This window comes from Neisseria sp. HMSC070F02 (genome assembly GCF_001814225.1).
GTDB classification, from domain to species: domain Bacteria; phylum Pseudomonadota; class Gammaproteobacteria; order Burkholderiales; family Neisseriaceae; genus Neisseria; species Neisseria meningitidis.
Map to the genome: position 1 here is coordinate 46,416 of NZ_KV815355.1, position 17,133 is coordinate 63,548.

The 17,133-nt window shown below is 56.4% G+C and carries 14 protein-coding genes; 10 read left to right on the top strand and 4 right to left on the bottom strand.

Annotation, left to right across the window (positions count from 1 at the left end):
• Positions 1-277: 277 nt before the first annotated feature.
• Both typA and HMPREF2959_RS01040 read right to left on the bottom strand, forming a co-directional pair.
• Positions 278-2,089, bottom strand: a complete 1,812-nt coding sequence (gene typA, locus HMPREF2959_RS01030; RefSeq protein ID WP_002229479.1) for a translational GTPase TypA — start codon at positions 2,087-2,089, stop codon at positions 278-280.
• Positions 2,090-2,358: 269 nt separating this feature from the next.
• Positions 2,359-3,249, bottom strand: coding sequence for an NAD(P)H-hydrate dehydratase (locus HMPREF2959_RS01040; RefSeq protein ID WP_070696249.1), 891 nt, complete (start codon positions 3,247-3,249; stop codon positions 2,359-2,361).
• A gap of 64 nt (positions 3,250-3,313) precedes the next feature.
• Here HMPREF2959_RS01040 and HMPREF2959_RS01045 point away from each other — a divergent pair, with 64 nt between their 5' ends.
• The 8 genes from HMPREF2959_RS01045 to ilvD all read left to right on the top strand — a co-directional run bounded on the left by HMPREF2959_RS01045 (position 3,314) and on the right by ilvD (position 14,555).
• Positions 3,314-3,970, top strand: coding sequence for a cytochrome b/b6 domain-containing protein (locus HMPREF2959_RS01045; RefSeq protein ID WP_002243521.1), 657 nt, complete (start codon positions 3,314-3,316; stop codon positions 3,968-3,970).
• A gap of 449 nt (positions 3,971-4,419) precedes the next feature.
• Complete coding sequence (cysG, locus tag HMPREF2959_RS01055) at positions 4,420-5,880, top strand: siroheme synthase CysG (protein WP_002243520.1); 1,461 nt, start codon at positions 4,420-4,422, stop codon at positions 5,878-5,880.
• A gap of 15 nt (positions 5,881-5,895) precedes the next feature.
• Entirely contained in the window at positions 5,896-6,630 is a 735-nt protein-coding gene (locus tag HMPREF2959_RS01060; protein WP_070696252.1) for a phosphoadenylyl-sulfate reductase, read from the top strand.
• Positions 6,631-6,667: 37 nt separating this feature from the next.
• On the top strand, positions 6,668-7,591 hold the full coding sequence (cysD, locus tag HMPREF2959_RS01065; protein ID WP_002213549.1) for a sulfate adenylyltransferase subunit CysD: 924 nt from the start codon (positions 6,668-6,670) through the stop codon (positions 7,589-7,591).
• 38 nt (positions 7,592-7,629) lie between these two features.
• Positions 7,630-8,916 (top strand): sulfate adenylyltransferase subunit 1, encoded by a 1,287-nt coding sequence (locus HMPREF2959_RS01070; RefSeq protein WP_002243518.1) that lies wholly within the window; start codon positions 7,630-7,632, stop codon positions 8,914-8,916.
• Positions 8,913-10,727 carry an assimilatory sulfite reductase (NADPH) flavoprotein subunit gene (locus HMPREF2959_RS01075; RefSeq protein ID WP_002223767.1) on the top strand — a complete coding sequence of 605 codons (1,815 nt, stop codon included), beginning with the start codon at positions 8,913-8,915 and terminating at the stop codon, positions 10,725-10,727. The genes HMPREF2959_RS01070 and HMPREF2959_RS01075 overlap by 4 nt, the downstream gene beginning before the upstream one ends.
• A gap of 26 nt (positions 10,728-10,753) precedes the next feature.
• Positions 10,754-12,523: an assimilatory sulfite reductase (NADPH) hemoprotein subunit gene (cysI, locus tag HMPREF2959_RS01080; RefSeq protein WP_002232451.1), complete on the top strand. Its 1,770-nt coding sequence runs from the start codon at positions 10,754-10,756 to the stop codon at positions 12,521-12,523.
• Positions 12,524-12,695: 172 nt separating this feature from the next.
• Positions 12,696-14,555, top strand: coding sequence for a dihydroxy-acid dehydratase (ilvD, locus tag HMPREF2959_RS01085; protein ID WP_021439340.1), 1,860 nt, complete (start codon positions 12,696-12,698; stop codon positions 14,553-14,555).
• A gap of 62 nt (positions 14,556-14,617) precedes the next feature.
• Here the strand turns inward: ilvD and HMPREF2959_RS10455 are convergent, their stop codons facing one another.
• Positions 14,618-14,851 carry a CapA family protein gene (locus HMPREF2959_RS10455; protein ID WP_226892963.1) on the bottom strand — a complete coding sequence of 78 codons (234 nt, stop codon included), beginning with the start codon at positions 14,849-14,851 and terminating at the stop codon, positions 14,618-14,620.
• Between HMPREF2959_RS10455 and HMPREF2959_RS13110 the strand changes: the two genes are divergently transcribed.
• Both HMPREF2959_RS13110 and HMPREF2959_RS01095 read left to right on the top strand, forming a co-directional pair.
• A complete protein-coding gene (locus HMPREF2959_RS13110) occupies positions 14,838-15,077 on the top strand; it encodes a hypothetical protein (RefSeq protein ID WP_014575363.1) in 240 nt (79 codons plus the stop codon). The two genes, HMPREF2959_RS10455 and HMPREF2959_RS13110, sit on opposite strands and share 14 nt — an antisense overlap.
• A gap of 123 nt (positions 15,078-15,200) precedes the next feature.
• Complete coding sequence (locus HMPREF2959_RS01095) at positions 15,201-15,767, top strand: CapA family protein (protein WP_002235764.1); 567 nt, start codon at positions 15,201-15,203, stop codon at positions 15,765-15,767.
• Positions 15,768-15,913: 146 nt separating this feature from the next.
• On the opposite strand, the gene bioB is transcribed toward HMPREF2959_RS01095, so the two are convergent.
• Positions 15,914-16,966: a biotin synthase BioB gene (bioB, locus tag HMPREF2959_RS01100; protein ID WP_002219279.1), complete on the bottom strand. Its 1,053-nt coding sequence runs from the start codon at positions 16,964-16,966 to the stop codon at positions 15,914-15,916.
• Positions 16,967-17,133 lie beyond the last annotated feature (167 nt).

Sequence of the window (17,133 nt, forward strand, 5' to 3'; positions counted from 1 at the left end):
GCCTTGTCCTGATTTTTGTTAATCCACTATATCCTCTTCCTAAGCTTGTAAGGACTCAAAAGGCGTATTCCTTCAAAAGGCATTGTTCGACATGCTGCCGGGAAGCCGAACCCGATACCGAAACGCGACGGGGCGATATGCCGCTGGAAAAATGGCGGCAGTTTCTTGATTGGGTAGGAAAAACGCCGTCTGAAACAGCTTCAAGAAGCCGCAAAGCCCGTCCGAATAAAAAATGCCGTCTGAAATTTTTCAGACGGCATCGCGTATCATTTAAACATTAATCCAGCTTTTTAAAGTGGCGGCGGCGTTCCAATTCGCTCAAGTAACGCTTGCGCAGACGGATGGATTGCGGCGTGATTTCAACGAGCTCGTCATCGTCGATAAACTCGACCGCGCCTTCCAGAGTCAGTTTGATCGGCGTAGTCAGGCGCACCGCTTCGTCGGTACCGCTGGCGCGGATGTTGGTGAGTTTTTTGCCTTTGAGCGGATTGACCACCAAATCGTTGTCGCGACTGTGGATGCCGATAATCATACCTTCGTAGATTTTGTCGTTGGGCGATACGAACATACGGCCGCGGTCTTCAAGATTCCACAAGGCGTAAGCGACCGCCTCGCCCTGCTCTTGGGACACCAGCACGCCGTTGTGGCGGCCGGGCATATCGGGTTTGACGGGCGCGTAATCGTCGAACACGTGGCTCATCAGCCCGACACCGCGCGTCAGGGTCATGAATTCGCCTTGGAAACCGATCAAGCCGCGCGCTGGAATATGGTATTCGAGGCGGGTGCGTCCGTTGCCATCGCTTTCCATATTAGTCAGTTCGCCACGGCGGCGGCCGAGTTCTTCCATTACCGCGCCTTGGTTGTCGTCGGGTACGTCCACAGTCAGGTTTTCATAAGGTTCGCATTTTTGACCGTCGATGTCGCGGTACACGACGCGCGGTTTGCCGACGGCGAGTTCGTAGCCTTCGCGGCGCATATTTTCCAACAAAATGGTCAGGTGCAGCTCGCCGCGTCCGGATACGCGGAACACGTCGGCATCGGCGGTGTCTTCCACGCGCAGGGCGACGTTGGTCAGCAATTCTTTTTGCAGGCGGTCGCGGATTTGGCGGCTGGTTACGAATTTGCCTTCCGTACCCGCCAACGGGCTGGTGTTAACCATAAAGTCCATGGTCAGCGTCGGTTCGTCCACGCTCAACATCGGCAGGCCTTTGGGGTTGTCTTTGTCGGTGATGGTTACGCCGATGCCGATGTCTTCAATACCGGAAATAATCACGATGTCGCCGGCTTCGGCTTCTTCAAGCGGCACGCGTTCTAAACCTTTGAAACCCAAAAGCTGGTTGATGCGGCCTTGGGCGATTTGTTGATCGTGGTTCATGACGGCAACAACTTGACCGGGCTTGATACGTCCGTTCAAGATACGACCGATACCGAGGCGGCCGGTGTAGTTGTCGTAGTCGAGTTGGGAAATTTGCAGTTGCAGCGTTTCGTCCGCGCTGCCGCTCGGTGCAGGCGTATATTTTAAGATAGTATCGAACAGCGGACGCATGTCGTTGCTCTCGTCGGTTTCTTCCAATTTGGCGAAACCGGACAGACCGGAAGCATAAACAATCGGGAAATCCAACTGCTCGTCGGTCGCGCCCAAGTTGTCGAACAGCTCGAAAGTTTGGTCGATGACCCAGCTCGGACGGGCGGACGGTTTGTCGATTTTATTGATGACGACAATCGGTTTCAGCCCCAAAGCCAAGGCTTTTTTGGTCACGAAACGAGTTTGCGGCATCGGGCCTTCCTGCGCGTCCACCAACAAGACGACGCAGTCCACCATCCCCAAAACGCGCTCCACTTCGCCGCCGAAGTCGGCGTGTCCCGGCGTGTCGACGATATTGATGTGGTAGCCTTCGTAATCGATGGCGGTGTTTTTGGCGAGGATGGTGATGCCGCGTTCTTTTTCGAGGTCGTTGCTGTCCATCACGCGCTCGTCAACCTGCTGGTTGGCGCGGAATGTGCCGGATTGGCGCAGCAGTTGGTCGACCAATGTGGTTTTGCCGTGGTCGACGTGGGCGATGATGGCGATGTTGCGGATTTGTTTCATAATTAATGTTTTTCAAAAACTGTAAGAGATAACTGCGCATTATACCACGCTTTACCGGACAGTATTTGGGAAATGAAGATGCCGTCTGAAGCCCTTGCCTTTCAGACGGTATAGTGGATTAACAAAAATCAGGACAAGGCGGCGAAGCCGCAGACAGTACAAATAGTACGGAACCGATTCACTTGGTGCTTAGCACCTTTAGAGAATCGTTCTCTTCGAGCTAGGGCGAGGCAACGCCGTACTGGTTTTTGTTAATCCACTATATCTTCTTACATACTTTCAGTTATCCGGTTACGCAGCCACCTTGCCGCCGGGGCGATTTCCCCTGCCAACAGCCCTGCCGCAATGCCTGCCGATTCTTTTATGACATCCGCCGCCGCGCCGTGCAGCCACGCGCCCGCGCAGGCGGCTTCAAAAACCGGCACGCCCTGTGCGAGCAGACTGCCGATGATGCCGCCCAATACGTCGCCACTGCCCGCCGTTGCCAATCCCGCGTTGCCGCTTTCGTTGACATAGATTTCCGTATCGGACGCGGCAACCAATGTTTTGTGCCCCTTTAAAACCACGGTTGCGCCGAAAATTGCCCCTATCTTCCTCACTGCCGCCGTCCGATCCGCCTGAACCTGTGCAACCGTCGTTCCAAGCAGGCGCGCGGCTTCGGCGGGGTGTGGCGTTAAAATCAGGTTTTTACACTCGCGTGCCAGATTTCGGGTTTCGGCATCGGTTGATAATATGTTCAGCGCGTCCGCATCCAAAAGAACGGGCTTGTCCGTGTGTTCAGCCAAAATTCCGGCAAGCGTTCTGACCGCCGCCCTACCTGTACCCAAGCCGCAACCGACAACCCAGGCGTTTATATCTTGACGCTTGGTCAAACCGTCTGCCGTGTCCAACATAATTTCGGGAAAACCGGCAATGACGGCGAAAGGCAGCGTTTCCTGATTGAAACCCGCCCACACTTTGCCGCAGCCGAGATACATTGCCGCCGATGCCGCCAATACGGGCGCGCCGCTCATGCCGACCGCGCCGCCGACTACGGCGAGCGTGCCGAAAGTCCCTTTGTGCGAATCTTCCGCACGGGCTTTGAAAACATAGGGAAAACGCGATGCCGCCTGAAGCATCCGGCGGCGGCTTTCGCCTGAAAGATGGAAAACGGGAAACATTTCCCCTCCAATCGGTTAAAATTAAGGCTCGAAAACAAACCGATTCTACCGCCGGAAACCGATTATGAAAAACAAAAGCAAAGTCTGGGACTTCCCCACCCGCCTTTCCCACTGGCTGCTTGCCGCATCCCTACCCTTTATGTGGTATAGCGCGAAAACCGGCGGCGATATGCTGCAATGGCACACGCGCGTCGGGCTGTTTATCCTTTTCCTGCTCGTATTCCGCCTCTGCTGGGGCATTTGGGGCAGCGATACCGCCCGTTTCTCCCGTTTCGTCCGCGGATGGTCGGGTATCAGAGAGTATATGAAAAACGGTATTCCCGAACACGTCCAACCCGGACACAACCCCTTGGGCGCACTGATGGTCGTCGCGCTTTTGGCCGCCGTCTCATTTCAAGTCGGCACAGGGCTTTTTGCCGCCGATGAAAACACCTTCAGCACCAACGGCTACCTCAACCATTTGGTTTCCGAGCATACGGGCAGCCTTATGCGGAAAATCCACCTCAACTTTTTCAAGCTGCTCGCCGTTTTTTCCGCCATTCATATCGCCGCCGTCGCCGCATACCGCGTGTTCAAAAAGAAAAACCTCGTCCTCCCGATGATAACCGGCTTCAAATACATCGAAGGCAAAACCTCAATCCGCTTTGCCGGCAAAACCGCGCTTGCCGCCGCATTATCGGTTGCCGCGCTTGCCGCAGCCGCCATCCTGCTCCTGTCCTGAAACCCGACATCAATGCCGTCTGAAGCCCTTTTCGCCCTTCGGACGGCATCCCCTCTCCGCGCAAACGGTCTGAATGCCCGAAACGGCTTCAGGCCGTTTTTCCGTCCCAAACCGTTTTATAGTGGATTAACAAAAATCAGGACAAGGAGACGAAGCCGCAGACAGTACGGATAGTACAGAACCGATTTACTTAGTGCTTCAGCACCTTAGAGAATCGTTCTCTTCGAGCTAGGGCGAGGCAACGCCGTACTGGTTTTTGTTAATCCACTATAAAAAGGAAAACCGCCGTATCCGCAGCCGCCCTCATATAGCTTTCAGCTTCTAACAAATGCCTTTTTATTATTTAACCGGGAAAATCCTTTTGTCTAAAATGACCCGCATTCCGACAAAAATGCCGCGACGCACCGTATCGGAAACAAGGTGCGGGCAAACAGCAAAGGAGTCAGCCAGTGAATTATTTCCCTATTTTCGCCAACCTCGCCGGCCGCCCCGTATTGGTCGTAGGCGGCGGCGCGGTCGCCGCACGCAAAATCAGCCTGCTGCTGAAGGCGGGCGCAGAGGTCAGGGTTGCCGCAAAACACCTGAATGCCGAACTCTCCGCGTTGGCGGCGGAAAACAAAATCCTGTGGCTTGCCGAAGAATTTCGTGCCGAACACATCCGCACAGTTTTCCTCATCATTGCGGCAAGCAGCGACCAAGCCCTCAACCGGCGCGTTTTCCATCTTGCCGAAAGCTGCCAAAAGCCGGTCAACGTGGTGGACGACCGCGACCATTGCAGCTTCATCTTCCCGTCGGTTATCGACCGCAACCCGGTTCAGATTGCCGTTTCCAGCTCCGGCAGCGCGCCCGTCCTCGCCCGCCTGCTGCGTGAAAGGCTGGAAGCCCTGCTGCCGCCGTCTTTGGGCGATATGGCGGAAATCTCCGGAAGATGGCGCGATGCGGTCAAGGGCAAACTGAAATCCGTTACCGAACGCCGCCGCTTTTGGGAAAAGCAGTTTAACGGACGTTTCGCAGCCCTCGTCAAAAACCGGCAAAACACCCTTGCCGAACGGGAATTGGCAGGCCAATTGGAACAAAGTCGTCAAAATGATCAAGGCGGCTCCGTCTCGCTGGTCGGCGCGGGTCCCGGCGATGCGGGGCTGCTGACGCTCAAAGGGCTGCAGGAAATCCAGCAGGCAGACGTGGTGCTTTACGACGCGCTGGTTTCAGACGGCATACTGTCCCTCGTCCGCCGCGATGCGGAACGGATTTTTGTCGGCAAGCGCGCCCGGGGCGACCGCACCCCGCAAGAGGACACCAATGCGCTTATGGTCAGGCTGGCCCGCGAAGGCAGGCGCGTGGTGCGTTTGAAAGGCGGAGACCCTTTCGTGTTCGGACGCGGCGGCGAAGAATTGGAAGTGCTGGCGCGCCACCACATTCCGTTTTCGGTCGTCCCCGGCATTACCGCCGCCGTCGGCGCGACCGCCTATGCCGGCATCCCGCTCACGCACCGCGATTATGCCCAAAGTGCGGTTTTCGTTACCGGCCACCGCAAGGCGGATGCGCCCGATATCGAATGGCAGACGCTTGCCCGCAGCCGCCAAACCTTGGTGATTTATATGGGCACGCTCAAAGCCGCGCTGATTGCCGAACGGCTGCAACAATACGGCCGCCCGCCCGACACGCCTGCCGCCGTCATCAGCCACGGCACGCAATCAACGCAATCAACGGCAATCGGCACGCTCGCCAACCTCGCCCGCCTCGCCGAAAACGCGCCGAAGCCGGCTTTAATTGTTGTAGGCGAAGTGGTGGAACTGCACGAAAAACTGGCTTGGTTCGGCGAAAACGCCAAAAAAGAAAGCAATCCGGCCGAACACGCGTATTTTGCATTGGACGGACTGGGCACCGGACAAGAACAACAAGCCGCATAAAGCAAGGCGGACAAAATGAAAATTTTCAAACCTGCTTTATGGAAAATTCCGCCGATTGAAAATGGCAGTGAAACAGCTTTGGCGGAAAAAACGGAAACCCTCAAACAACGCCTGCACCGGATTGCCGGCAGCCACCGGGATGCACGGTTTGCCAGCAGCCTTGCTGCGGAAGATATGGTGATTACCGACCTTATCGCCGGCGAAAACCTCAATATCGGCATTTTTACCTTGGATACGGGGCTGCTCCACACGGAAACCCTAAACCTGCTGGACAGGCTCGGACGCGCATATCCCCATTTGCGGATAAAGCGTTTCCGGCCGGTTCGAGAAGATGCCGACCGTTATGTGGAAAGCAAAGGCAGGTTTGCCTTTTACGACAGCGTTGAAGCGCGCCGCGAATGCTGCCGCATCCGAAAAATCGAACCGCTCAACCGCGCCATTGCAGGCGCGGACGCCTGGCTTACCGGGCAACGCCGCGAACAATCCGCCACACGCACGGAACTGCCGTTTGCCGAATACGATGCCGGACGGGGCATCGGCAAATACAACCCGATTTTCGACTGGTCGGAACACGACGTGTGGGCATACATCCTCGCCAACAATGTGCCTTACAACGATTTGTACCGGCAAGGATTTCCCAGCATAGGCTGCGACCCCTGCACCCGCCCCGTCAAGGCGGGCGAAGACATCCGCGCCGGGCGGTGGTGGTGGGAAGGCAGAAACAGCAAAGAATGCGGGCTGCACAAATAATTCATAAATATCAGACAGAAGAAATAAGGAATATGGTATGACGAAAACCGAACCGAACAACGCCCAACTCGACTGGTTGGAATCCGAATCCATCCACATCATCCGCGAAGTGGCGGCGGAATGCGAAAACCCCGCCCTGCTCTTTTCCGGCGGCAAAGATTCCGTGGTCCTGCTCGCCCTCGCCTGCAAAGCCTTCCGGCTGGGCAGCAGGCCGGTAAAACTGCCCTTCCCGCTGGTGCATATCGACACGGGGCACAACTACCCCGAAGTGATTGCTTTCCGCGACGCGCAGGCGGCAAAACTCAATGCCCGCCTGATAGTGGGGCGCGTGGAAGACTCCATTGCCAAAGGCACAGTAGTTTTACGCAAAGAAACCGATTCGCGCAATGCGGCGCAGGCGGTTACGCTGTTGGAAACCATCGAGGCAAACGGCTTTGACGCGCTGATGGGCGGCGCGCGGCGCGACGAAGAAAAAGCCCGCGCCAAAGAACGGATTTTCTCGTTCCGAGACGAGTTCGGACAATGGGATCCGAAGGCGCAACGCCCCGAGCTGTGGTCGCTGTACAACACCAGGCTGCACAAAGGCGAAAATATGCGCGTCTTCCCGATTTCCAACTGGACGGAACTCGACATCTGGCAATACATCGCCCGCGAAAACCTCGAGCTGCCGCCGATTTATTACAGCCACAGGCGCGAAGTGGTCAGACGCAGGGGGCTGCTGGTCCCTGTAACGCCGCTCACCCCGAAAATGCCGTCTGAAACCTCCGAAATCCTTGATGTCCGCTTCCGCACCGTCGGCGACATCAGCTGCACCTGCCCGGTAGAAAGCACCGCGTCCACGCCGACGGAGATTATCAGAGAAACAGCGGTTGCCGACATTTCCGAACGCAGCGCGACCCGGCTGGACGATCAGGCAAGCGAGGCGGCAATGGAAAAACGCAAAAAAGAAGGCTATTTCTAAATTTCAAAAACCCTTTAAGCAGATATGAGGAAGAAAATATGACGGCACAACACCAAACCCCGCTCCGCTTCATTACCGCCGGCAGCGTCGATGACGGCAAAAGCACCCTAATCGGACGACTGCTCTACGACAGCAAAGCCCTGCTGTCCGACCAAATCAAAACCTTGGAATCCGGCAAAAGCAAAGGTTTGAAAGAAACCATAGACTTCTCCATCCTGACCGACGGACTGGAAGCCGAACGCGAACAGGGCATTACGATCGATGTGGCATACCGCTATTTTTCCACGGCGAAACGGAAATTCATCATCGCCGACACGCCGGGGCACGAACAATACACGCGCAATATGGTTACGGGCGCAAGCACCGCTTCGGCGGCAGTCGTGCTGGTTGACGCATCCCAACTGGATTTCGGCGCGCAGCCCTTGCAGCTTCTGCCGCAGACCAAACGCCATTCCGCCATCCTCCGCCAACTCAACTGCCCGCATATTGTGGTGGCGGTCAACAAAATGGACCTGCTGGATTACAGCGAAGACAAATTCAACGCCATTGTGGAGGCATACCGCCGACTTGCCGAACAGCTCGGTTTGAAAGACGCGCATTTCGTACCGGTGTCCGCACTCTTGGGCGACAACATTGTTTACCCCGGCGGCAATATGCCTTGGTATAAAGGCGAACCCTTATTGTCCATTTTGGAAACCCTGCCGGGGGCGGACGAAGTCAGCCGCACCGCCGACGATTTTTATTTCCCCGTGCAACTGGTCGTCCGCCAAGATGCCGACAAGGCCGATGATTTCCGAGGCTATCAGGGGCGCATCGAACGCGGTTCGGTCGCCGTCGGGCAAACCGTCCGCATCGAACCGAACGGGCTGACCGCCGAAGTGTCCGAAATCATCACACCCAAAGGCGAAGTGGCGCAGGCTTTTGCCGGCGAGGCGGCAACCCTCCGGCTGGATCGCGACATCGATGTTTCGCGCGGCGACCTTTTTGTCGATAAAAATTCCCCGCTCGCCCCGCAAAAACATCTGGAAGTCACGCTTTGCTGGTTTGACGAACGTCCGCTCAACACCGCGCGCAAATACCTGCTCAAGCACGGCACGCAAACCGTGTCGGCAAAAGTCGGGGAAATTGAAAGCGTTTTGGATGTCCGCACGCTGGAACAAGAGGCCGGCGCGGAATCCTTGAAGATGAACGACATCGCCAAAGTCCGCATCAACCTTCAAAAACCCGTTACGGCAACGCCTTATGCGGAAAACACCGCCGCCGGTTCGTTTATCCTGATAGACGAAGCGACATACGGCACTGTTGCGGCAGGTATGATTTTATGAGTGAACACGATATGCAGAACACAAATCCGCCATTACCGCCTCTGCCGCCCGAAATCACGCAGCTCCTGTCGGGGCTGGACGCGGCACAATGGGCGTGGCTGTCCGGCTACGCTTGGGCAAAAGCAGGAAACGGGGCATCTGCAGGACTGCCCGCGCTTCAGACGGCATTGCCGACGGCAGAACCTTTTTCCGTAACCGTCCTTTCCGCCTCGCAAACCGGCAATGCGAAATCCGTTGCCGACAAAGCGGCGGACAGCCTGGAAGCCGCCGGCATCCAAGTCAGTCGCGCCGAACTGAAAGACTATAAGGCGAAAAACATCGCCGGCGAACGCCGCCTGCTGCTGGTTACGTCCACCCAAGGCGAAGGCGAACCGCCGGAAGAAGCCGTCGTGCTGCACAAACTGCTGAACGGCAAAAAAGCCCCGAAATTGGACAAACTCCAATTTGCCGTACTGGGTTTGGGCGACAGTTCCTATCCGAATTTCTGCCGGGCGGGCAAAGATTTCGACAAACGTTTTGAAGAATTGGGGGCGAAACGCCTGCTCGAACGCGTTGATGCGGATTTGGACTTTACCGCCTCCGCAAACGCCTGGACAGACAATATCGCCGCACTCTTAAAAGAAGAAGCCGCAAAAAACCGGGCAACGCCCGCGCCGCAGGCAACGCCCCCCGCCGACCTTCAGACGGCATCGGAGGGCAGGTACTGCAAGGCAGCCCCCTTTCCCGCCGCCCTGCTGGCCAATCAGAAAATCACCGCCCGCCAATCCGATAAAGACGTGCGCCACATCGAAATCGATTTGAGCGGTTCGGATTTGCACTACCTCCCGGGCGACGCGCTCGGCGTTTGGTTTGACAACGATCCGGCACTGGTCAGGGAAATCCTAGACCTGCTCGGCATCGATCAGGCAACGGAAATACAGGCGGGCGGAAAAACCCTGCCGGTTGCCTCCGCACTGTTATCCCATTTTGAACTCACGCAAAACACCCCCGCCTTTGTCAAAGGCTATGCCCCGTTCGCCGATGATGACGAACTCGACCGTATTGCTGCCGACAACGCCGTTTTGCAAGGCTTTGTGCAAAGCACGCCGATTGCCGATGTGCTGCACCGCTTCCCTGCAAAACTGACGGCGGAACAATTCGCCGGCCTGCTGCGCCCGCTTGCGCCGCGCCTGTATTCGATTTCCTCGTCGCAGGCGGAAGTGGGGGACGAAGTGCACCTGACCGTCGGCGCGGTGCGTTTTGAACACGAAGGGCGCGCCAGAGCGGGCGGCGCATCGGGTTTCCTTGCCGACCGGCTGGAAGAGGACGGCACGGTGCGCGTGTTTGTGGAACGCAACGACGGCTTCAGGCTGCCCGAAGACAGCCGCAAGCCGATTGTGATGATCGGCTCGGGCACCGGCGTCGCACCGTTCCGCGCTTTCGTCCAACAACGTGCCGCAGAAAATGCGGAAGGCAAAAACTGGCTGATTTTCGGCAATCCGCATTTTGCCGCCGACTTCCTCTATCAGACCGAATGGCAGCAGTTTGCCAAAGACGGCTTCCTGCACAGATACGATTTCGCCTGGTCGCGCGATCAGGAAGAAAAAATCTATGTGCAGGACAAAATCCGCGAACAGGCGGAAGGACTTTGGCAATGGCTGCAGGAAGGCGCGCATATCTATGTGTGCGGCGATGCGGCAAAAATGGCAAAAGACGTGGAAGCCGCCTTGCTGGATGTGATTATCGGGGCAGGACATTTGGACGAAGAGGGCGCAGAAGAATATTTGGATATGCTGCGCGAAGAAAAACGCTATCAGCGTGATGTTTATTGATTAAATATAATCGGGAGGAACACAAAATGACCGTACAGACCAAGACAAAAGGTTTGGCGTGGCAAGAAAAACCGCTATCCGACAACGAACGTCTGAAAACCGAAAGCAATTTTTTACGCGGCACGATTTTGGACGATTTGAAAGACCCGCTCACGGGCGGCTTCAAAGGCGACAACTTCCAACTCATCCGCTTCCACGGTATGTATGAGCAGGACGACCGCGACATCCGCGCCGAACGCGCCGAGGCAAAACTCGAGCCCTTGAAATTTATGCTTTTGCGCTGCCGGCTGCCGGGCGGGATCATCAAACCGTCCCAATGGATAGAACTGGACAAATTTGCCCGGGAAAACAGTCATTACCGCTCCATCCGGCTGACCAACCGGCAAACCTTCCAATTTCACGGCGTGCCGAAAGCCAAGTTGCAGACGATGCACCGCCTCTTGCACAAACTGGGTTTGGATTCCATCGCCACGGCGGCGGATATGAACCGCAACGTGCTTTGCACGTCCAACCCGATCGAGTCCGAACTGCACCGGCAGGCTTACGAATACGCGAAAAAGATTTCCGAACACTTGCTGCCGCGCACGCGCGGTTATCTGGATGTGTGGGTGGACGGCAAAAAAGTTCAAAGTTCTGACGACTTCCTTCAAGAAGACGAGCCGATTTTGGGCAAAACCTATCTGCCGCGCAAATTCAAAACCGCAGTCGTCATCCCGCCCTTAAATGATGTGGACTGCTACGGCAACGACTTGGATTTTGTCGCCATTTCAGACGGCAACGGACAGCTTGCCGGATTCAATGTTTTGGCGGGCGGCGGGCTTTCGATGGAACACGGCAACACCAAAACCTATCCGAACATTTCACTGGAACTGGGTTTCGTGCCTCCGGAACACGCGCTGAAGGCCGCCGAAGCGGTGGTAACCACGCAGCGCGACTTCGGCAACCGCAGCGACCGCAAAAACGCCCGCACCCGCTACACCATTCAAAATATGGGCTTGGACAACTTCCGCGCCGAAGTCGAACGCCGTATGGGTATGCCGTTCGAACCCGTACGCCCGTTCAAATTTACCGGGCGCGGCGACCGTATCGGCTGGGTGAAAGGCATAGACGGCAACTGGCATTTGACCCTTTTCATCGAAAGCGGGCGTTTGGTTGACGAAGGCGGGAAACAGCTTCTGACCGGCGTGTTGGAAATCGCCAAAATCCACAAAGGCGACTTCCGCATCACCGCCAACCAAAACCTCATCGTGGCAAATGTACCCGAAGGAGGCAAAGCCCGGATCGAACAGCTCGCCCGCTCATACGGGCTGATACACGACGGTGTCAGCAAACTGCGCGAAAATGCGATGTCGTGCGTTTCCTTCCCGACCTGCCCGCTGGCAATGGCGGAAGCCGAACGCGTGCTGCCGGACTTCATCGGCGAGCTGGATAAGATTATGGCGAAACACGGCACGTCGGACGACTACATCGTTACCCGCATTACCGGCTGCCCGAACGGCTGCGGACGGGCGATGTTGGCGGAAATCGGACTGGTCGGCAAAGCCGTCGGACGCTACAACCTCCACATCGGCGGCGACCGCGAAGGCGTACGCATCCCCCGCCTCTACAAAGAAAACATTACCCTGCCGGAAATCCTTTCCGAATTAGACGACCTGATCGGCAAATGGGCGGCAGGACGCGATACCGACGAAGGTTTCGGCGATTTCGCCATACGGACGGGCATCGTCAAACCCGTGTTGGATGCGCCCGTCGATTTTTGGGACGCATCCAAAGCCGTCCCGATTGCGCGCGCCTGAAACCGTCCCCCGCATTCCTGCGGGGGATGTCCTTTTTTGCCGCACGCGTTTCCATTCCGCAAAATTCCGATACTTGGTATAAAATACCTTTTTTTTCATTTCAAAACACAACAAAAATGCCGTCTGAAAGCCTTTTGCCGTTCAGACGGCATAGCAGACAAGGAAACACACTATGCCGGACTACCGCTCCAAAACCTCCACCCACGGTCGCAATATGGCGGGTGCACGCGCATTGTGGCGCGCCACCGGCGTGATGGAAACCGACTTCGGCAAGCCCATCATCGCCGTTGCCAACTCCTTCACCCAATTCGTGCCCGGCCACGTCCACCTGCACAATATGGGCCAACTGGTTGCCCGCGAGATCGAAAAAGCCGGCGCAATCGCCAAAGAATTCAACACCATCGCCATCGACGACGGCATCGCTATGGGACACAGCGGTATGCTCTACTCCCTGCCCAGCCGCGATTTGATTGCCGACTCCATCGAATATATGGTCAACGCCCACTGCGCCGACGCGCTGGTGTGCATTTCCAACTGCGACAAAATCACCCCGGGCATGCTGATTGCTGCGATGCGTCTGAATATCCCGACCATCTTCGTTTCCGGCGGCCCGATGGAAGCAGGCAAAGTCATCGGCGTGGCAAACATCCAACCCGAACGCCGCTTGGACTTGATTGACGCGATGATTGAATCGGCGGACGACAATGTCAGCAACCGGCAAGTCGAGGAAGTCGAACAAAACGCCTGCCCGACCTGCGGCTCGTGTTCGGGTATGTTTACGGCAAACTCGATGAACTGCCTGACCGAAGCACTCGGCCTTTCCCTGCCCGGCAACGGTTCGTATTTGGCGACCCACGCCGGCCGCAAAGAATTGTTCCTCGAAGCCGGCCGTATGATTGTCGAAATCACCAAACGCTATTACGAGCAAAACGATGAAACCGTACTGCCGCGCAACATTGCCACCAAAAAAGCGTTTGAAAACGCTATGACGATGGATATTGCGATGGGCGGCAGCACCAATACCATTTTGCACCTGTTGGCCGTTGCCAACGAAGCCGGTGTCGATTTCAAAATGGCCGACATTGACCGCTTAAGCCGCGTTGTGCCCTGCATCTGCAAAACCGCACCCAACAACCACGACTACTATATGGAAGACGTGCACCGAGCCGGCGGCATCTTCGCCATCCTGAAAGAATTGGACAAAGCGGGCAAGCTGCACACCGACGTGCACACTATCCACGCACCGACGCTGAAAGACGCGATTGAAAAATGGGACGTAACCAACCCTGAAAACACCCGCGCCATCGAACGCTTCAAAGCCGCGCCCGGCGGCGTACGCACCACCCAAGCGTTCTCGCAAAACCGTATGTGGAAAACCCTCGACCTCGACCGCGAAAAAGGCTGTATCCGCGACGTGGCACACGCCTACTCGCAAGACGGCGGTTTGGCGGTCTTGTTCGGCAACATCGCCGAACGCGGCTGCGTGGTAAAAACCGCAGGCGTGGACGAGAGCATCCTCAAATTTACCGGCCGCGCGCGCGTGTTTGAAAGCCAAGAAGCCGCTGTCGAAGGCATTTTGGGCAACCAAATCGTCGCTGGCGACATCGTCATCATCCGCTACGAAGGCCCGAAAGGCGGCCCGGGCATGCAGGAAATGCTGTATCCGACTTCCTACCTGAAATCTAAAGGCCTCGGCAAAGCCTGCGCTCTCTTAACCGACGGACGCTTCTCCGGCGGCACATCAGGTTTGTCCATCGGACACGCCTCGCCCGAAGCGGCGGAAGGTGGCGCGATCGGTTTGGTACACGAAGGCGATACCGTCGAAATCGACATCCCCAACCGCAGCATCCACCTTGTCATTTCCGATGAAGAGCTTGCCGCGCGCCGTGCCGAAATGGAAGCACGCGGCAGCAAAGCGTGGAAACCGGAAAACCGCGACCGCTACGTCTCCGCCGCATTAAGAGCTTACGGCGCGATGGCGACTTCCGCCGACAAAGGCGCGGTGCGCGACGTAGCGCAAATCGAAAGATAAGCCCCAAAACGTGCGGCAAATGCTGTCTCGTCTGAACAGTAAAGGTCTGATGATGGACAAATTTATCTGGGCGATGGCGGTATTTTCCGCAATTTTGGCCTCGTTATCGGCAGCGGCTTTAGCGCGATCGAGTATGTAAAAGAGCTGCCGCTCGCCGCCGTTGCCGTAATGCCTTGCGCGCCGAAGTCGTTGCTGTGGTTGTTGGCGAAGCTGAGGTAGTCGAATCCCGCGTCGGCAAGGTATTGCCCGTATGCGGAGGGCGTTCGGAATGCATAGCATATTTTGGGGGTTTGCACATTTTTTCGGCGTACCGCCTTCGTCAAACAGCGTGCCTTCGAGGTTGCCGACGGTAATGTCCGCGTCTTGCAAGGCAGATTCGACGTTTTTCAGAATATTGGTATCGGGCAGGTAATCGACCGGATAATTGCTGCCGAGCATAATGTCGCCCACGCCGATAATGGAAACGGTATCGGCTGTCTTTTCGTCAGGCGCATCCTGTCCGTCCACATCGCCGGTATTTGAAACGGGCGCGGGGTTTGAACCGTCAATCGGCAGCACGGGGATTCCGTTCCGGCAGGATGCGCCGAGGGCTTGACCCCGGCGGTTTGCGGTGCGGAAACGGCATAAAGGGCGAACCTTGACGAATTGAACATCAAATATTCGGGCATCGAAAACAGGTTTGAAACCGCCATCCTGAAGAAAAACGGCGTAAGATCCGGCTTCGTCTCCTTCGCCCCCAACCTTGCCGCCGTCAAACTGAACGATTATGCCAAAGTTAGAAAACGGATTACCAAAACCAAACAGAAAGCCGACATCGTCATTGTGATGTTCCACGGCGGCGCGGAAGGGAAACAGGCGGAACACCTGCCGTTCGATACCGAAATCTTCTATGGGGAAAACAGGGGCAACGTCGTCGAGTTTGCACGGCTTGCCGTCGATTCCGGCGCGGATGTCGTATTCGGGCAGGGGTCGCACGTTACTCGCGCCGTCGAACTTTACCGCGACCGCTTCATCTCCTACAGCGGCGGCAACTTTGCCACCTACGGCGCAATCAACACCTCCGGCATCAGCGGCATTGCGCCGATTTTCAAAATTATCACCGACAAACAGGGTAAATTTATTTCCGGAACTATCATCCCTATTACCCAAGCCGACGATAAAATCCCCAAAATCGACCCTGAAAAACCGTTATCGGGCGGATTATTTATCTGAACCGCAGCGACTTCCCCAACGGGAACGGGCTGGATGTCTCGCCCGACGGCAACATCACGCGCCGGTAAAAAGATATTGGAAATACCGTCCGAACAAATGTCGTCTGAAAGCCTTTTTTCGGGTTTCAGACGGCATTTTTGCAATCGTCAATAATCCACTTTAATCCCAGAGGCTTTTTCCACTTCGGCGACCTCGCCTTCCAGCTCAAACTGTAAGGGATACAGGTTGAGCTTTTCCATCAGGATTCTGTCGCCGTCTTCATCCGGATTGCCCGTGGTCAGCAGCTTGTCGCCGTAAAAAATCGAGTTCGCGCCCGCCATAAAGCACATCGCCTGCATCGCTTCCGGCATATTGCTGCGCCCTGCCGACAGTCGGACATAACTTTGCGGCATCGTAATCCGCGCCACGGCGATGGTGCGGACAAATTCCGTCCAGTCCAAATCCTCGGCATCGGCAAGCGGCGTACCTTCCACTTTGACCAACCGGTTAATCGGCACGCTTTCGGGCTGCGGGTCGAGGTTGGCGAGGCTGGCAATCAGCCCTGCGCGTTCGGCGCGGGTTTCGTTCATCCCGACGATGCCGCCGCAGCAGACTTTCAAACCGGCGTTGCGGACTTTGCCCAAGGTGTCCATACGGTCTTCATGCCGGCGTGTATGGATGATGTCGTTGTAGCGGTCGGGGTCGGTGTCGAGGTTGTGGTTGTAATAATCCAAGCCCGCCTCTTTCAAGTCTTCCGCCATACCTTCTTCGAGCATACCGAACGTGCCACAGGTTTCCATACCCAAGCCCTTGACGGCTTTGATGATTGCGGAAACCGTCTCCACGTCTTTGGGTTTGGGGCCGCGCCATGCCGCGCCCATACAAAACCGGCTTGCGCCGCGCGATTTGGCGATTTTGGCTTTTTCGACGATTTCATCCACATCCATCATCTGCTCTTTGCCCAGATTGGTGTTGTGGTGCGCCGATTGCGGACAGTAGGCGCAATCTTCGGGACAACCGCCGGTTTTGATGGACAACAGCGTGGAAAGCTGGATTTCGCGCGGGTTGAAATTTTGGCGGTGGATTTCGGCGGCTTGGTAAATGAGGTCGAGGAAGGGAAGTCCGAACAGGGCTTCGACATCGCATTTTTTCCAATAGCGCGCGGTGGGATGAGGCTTGCACTCGGTCTTACGGCGCAAGGCGACGGGGGATACGGTCATAATGTGTTCTTTCGTATTTACAGCGGCGCAATGACGCTGACAGGCAAACCGCCGGCGCAATGACGGCGGTTGCGGGTAATCAAATGGCTGAAAACAGCGGCGGCAAGTGTAACGCGTTTGAAAATACGGGGCAAACGGTTTTTCCGCCTTTGTGCCGCGCAGCCGGA

Bases quoted from the DNA above. Each gene is read 5' to 3' on its own strand.
- typA (WP_002229479.1), bottom strand. From the start codon at position 2,089: ATGAAACAAATCCGCAACATCGCCATCATCGCCCACGTCGACCACGGC.
- HMPREF2959_RS01040 (WP_070696249.1), bottom strand. From the start codon at position 3,249: ATGTTTCCCGTTTTCCATCTTTCAGGCGAAAGCCGCCGCCGGATGCTT.
- HMPREF2959_RS01045 (WP_002243521.1), top strand. From the start codon at position 3,314: ATGAAAAACAAAAGCAAAGTCTGGGACTTCCCCACCCGCCTTTCCCAC.
- HMPREF2959_RS01060 (WP_070696252.1), top strand. From the start codon at position 5,896: ATGAAAATTTTCAAACCTGCTTTATGGAAAATTCCGCCGATTGAAAAT.
- cysD (WP_002213549.1), top strand. From the start codon at position 6,668: ATGACGAAAACCGAACCGAACAACGCCCAACTCGACTGGTTGGAATCC.
- HMPREF2959_RS01070 (WP_002243518.1), top strand. From the start codon at position 7,630: ATGACGGCACAACACCAAACCCCGCTCCGCTTCATTACCGCCGGCAGC.
- HMPREF2959_RS01075 (WP_002223767.1), top strand. From the start codon at position 8,913: ATGAGTGAACACGATATGCAGAACACAAATCCGCCATTACCGCCTCTG.
- cysI (WP_002232451.1), top strand. From the start codon at position 10,754: ATGACCGTACAGACCAAGACAAAAGGTTTGGCGTGGCAAGAAAAACCG.
- ilvD (WP_021439340.1), top strand. From the start codon at position 12,696: ATGCCGGACTACCGCTCCAAAACCTCCACCCACGGTCGCAATATGGCG.
- bioB (WP_002219279.1), bottom strand. From the start codon at position 16,966: ATGACCGTATCCCCCGTCGCCTTGCGCCGTAAGACCGAGTGCAAGCCT.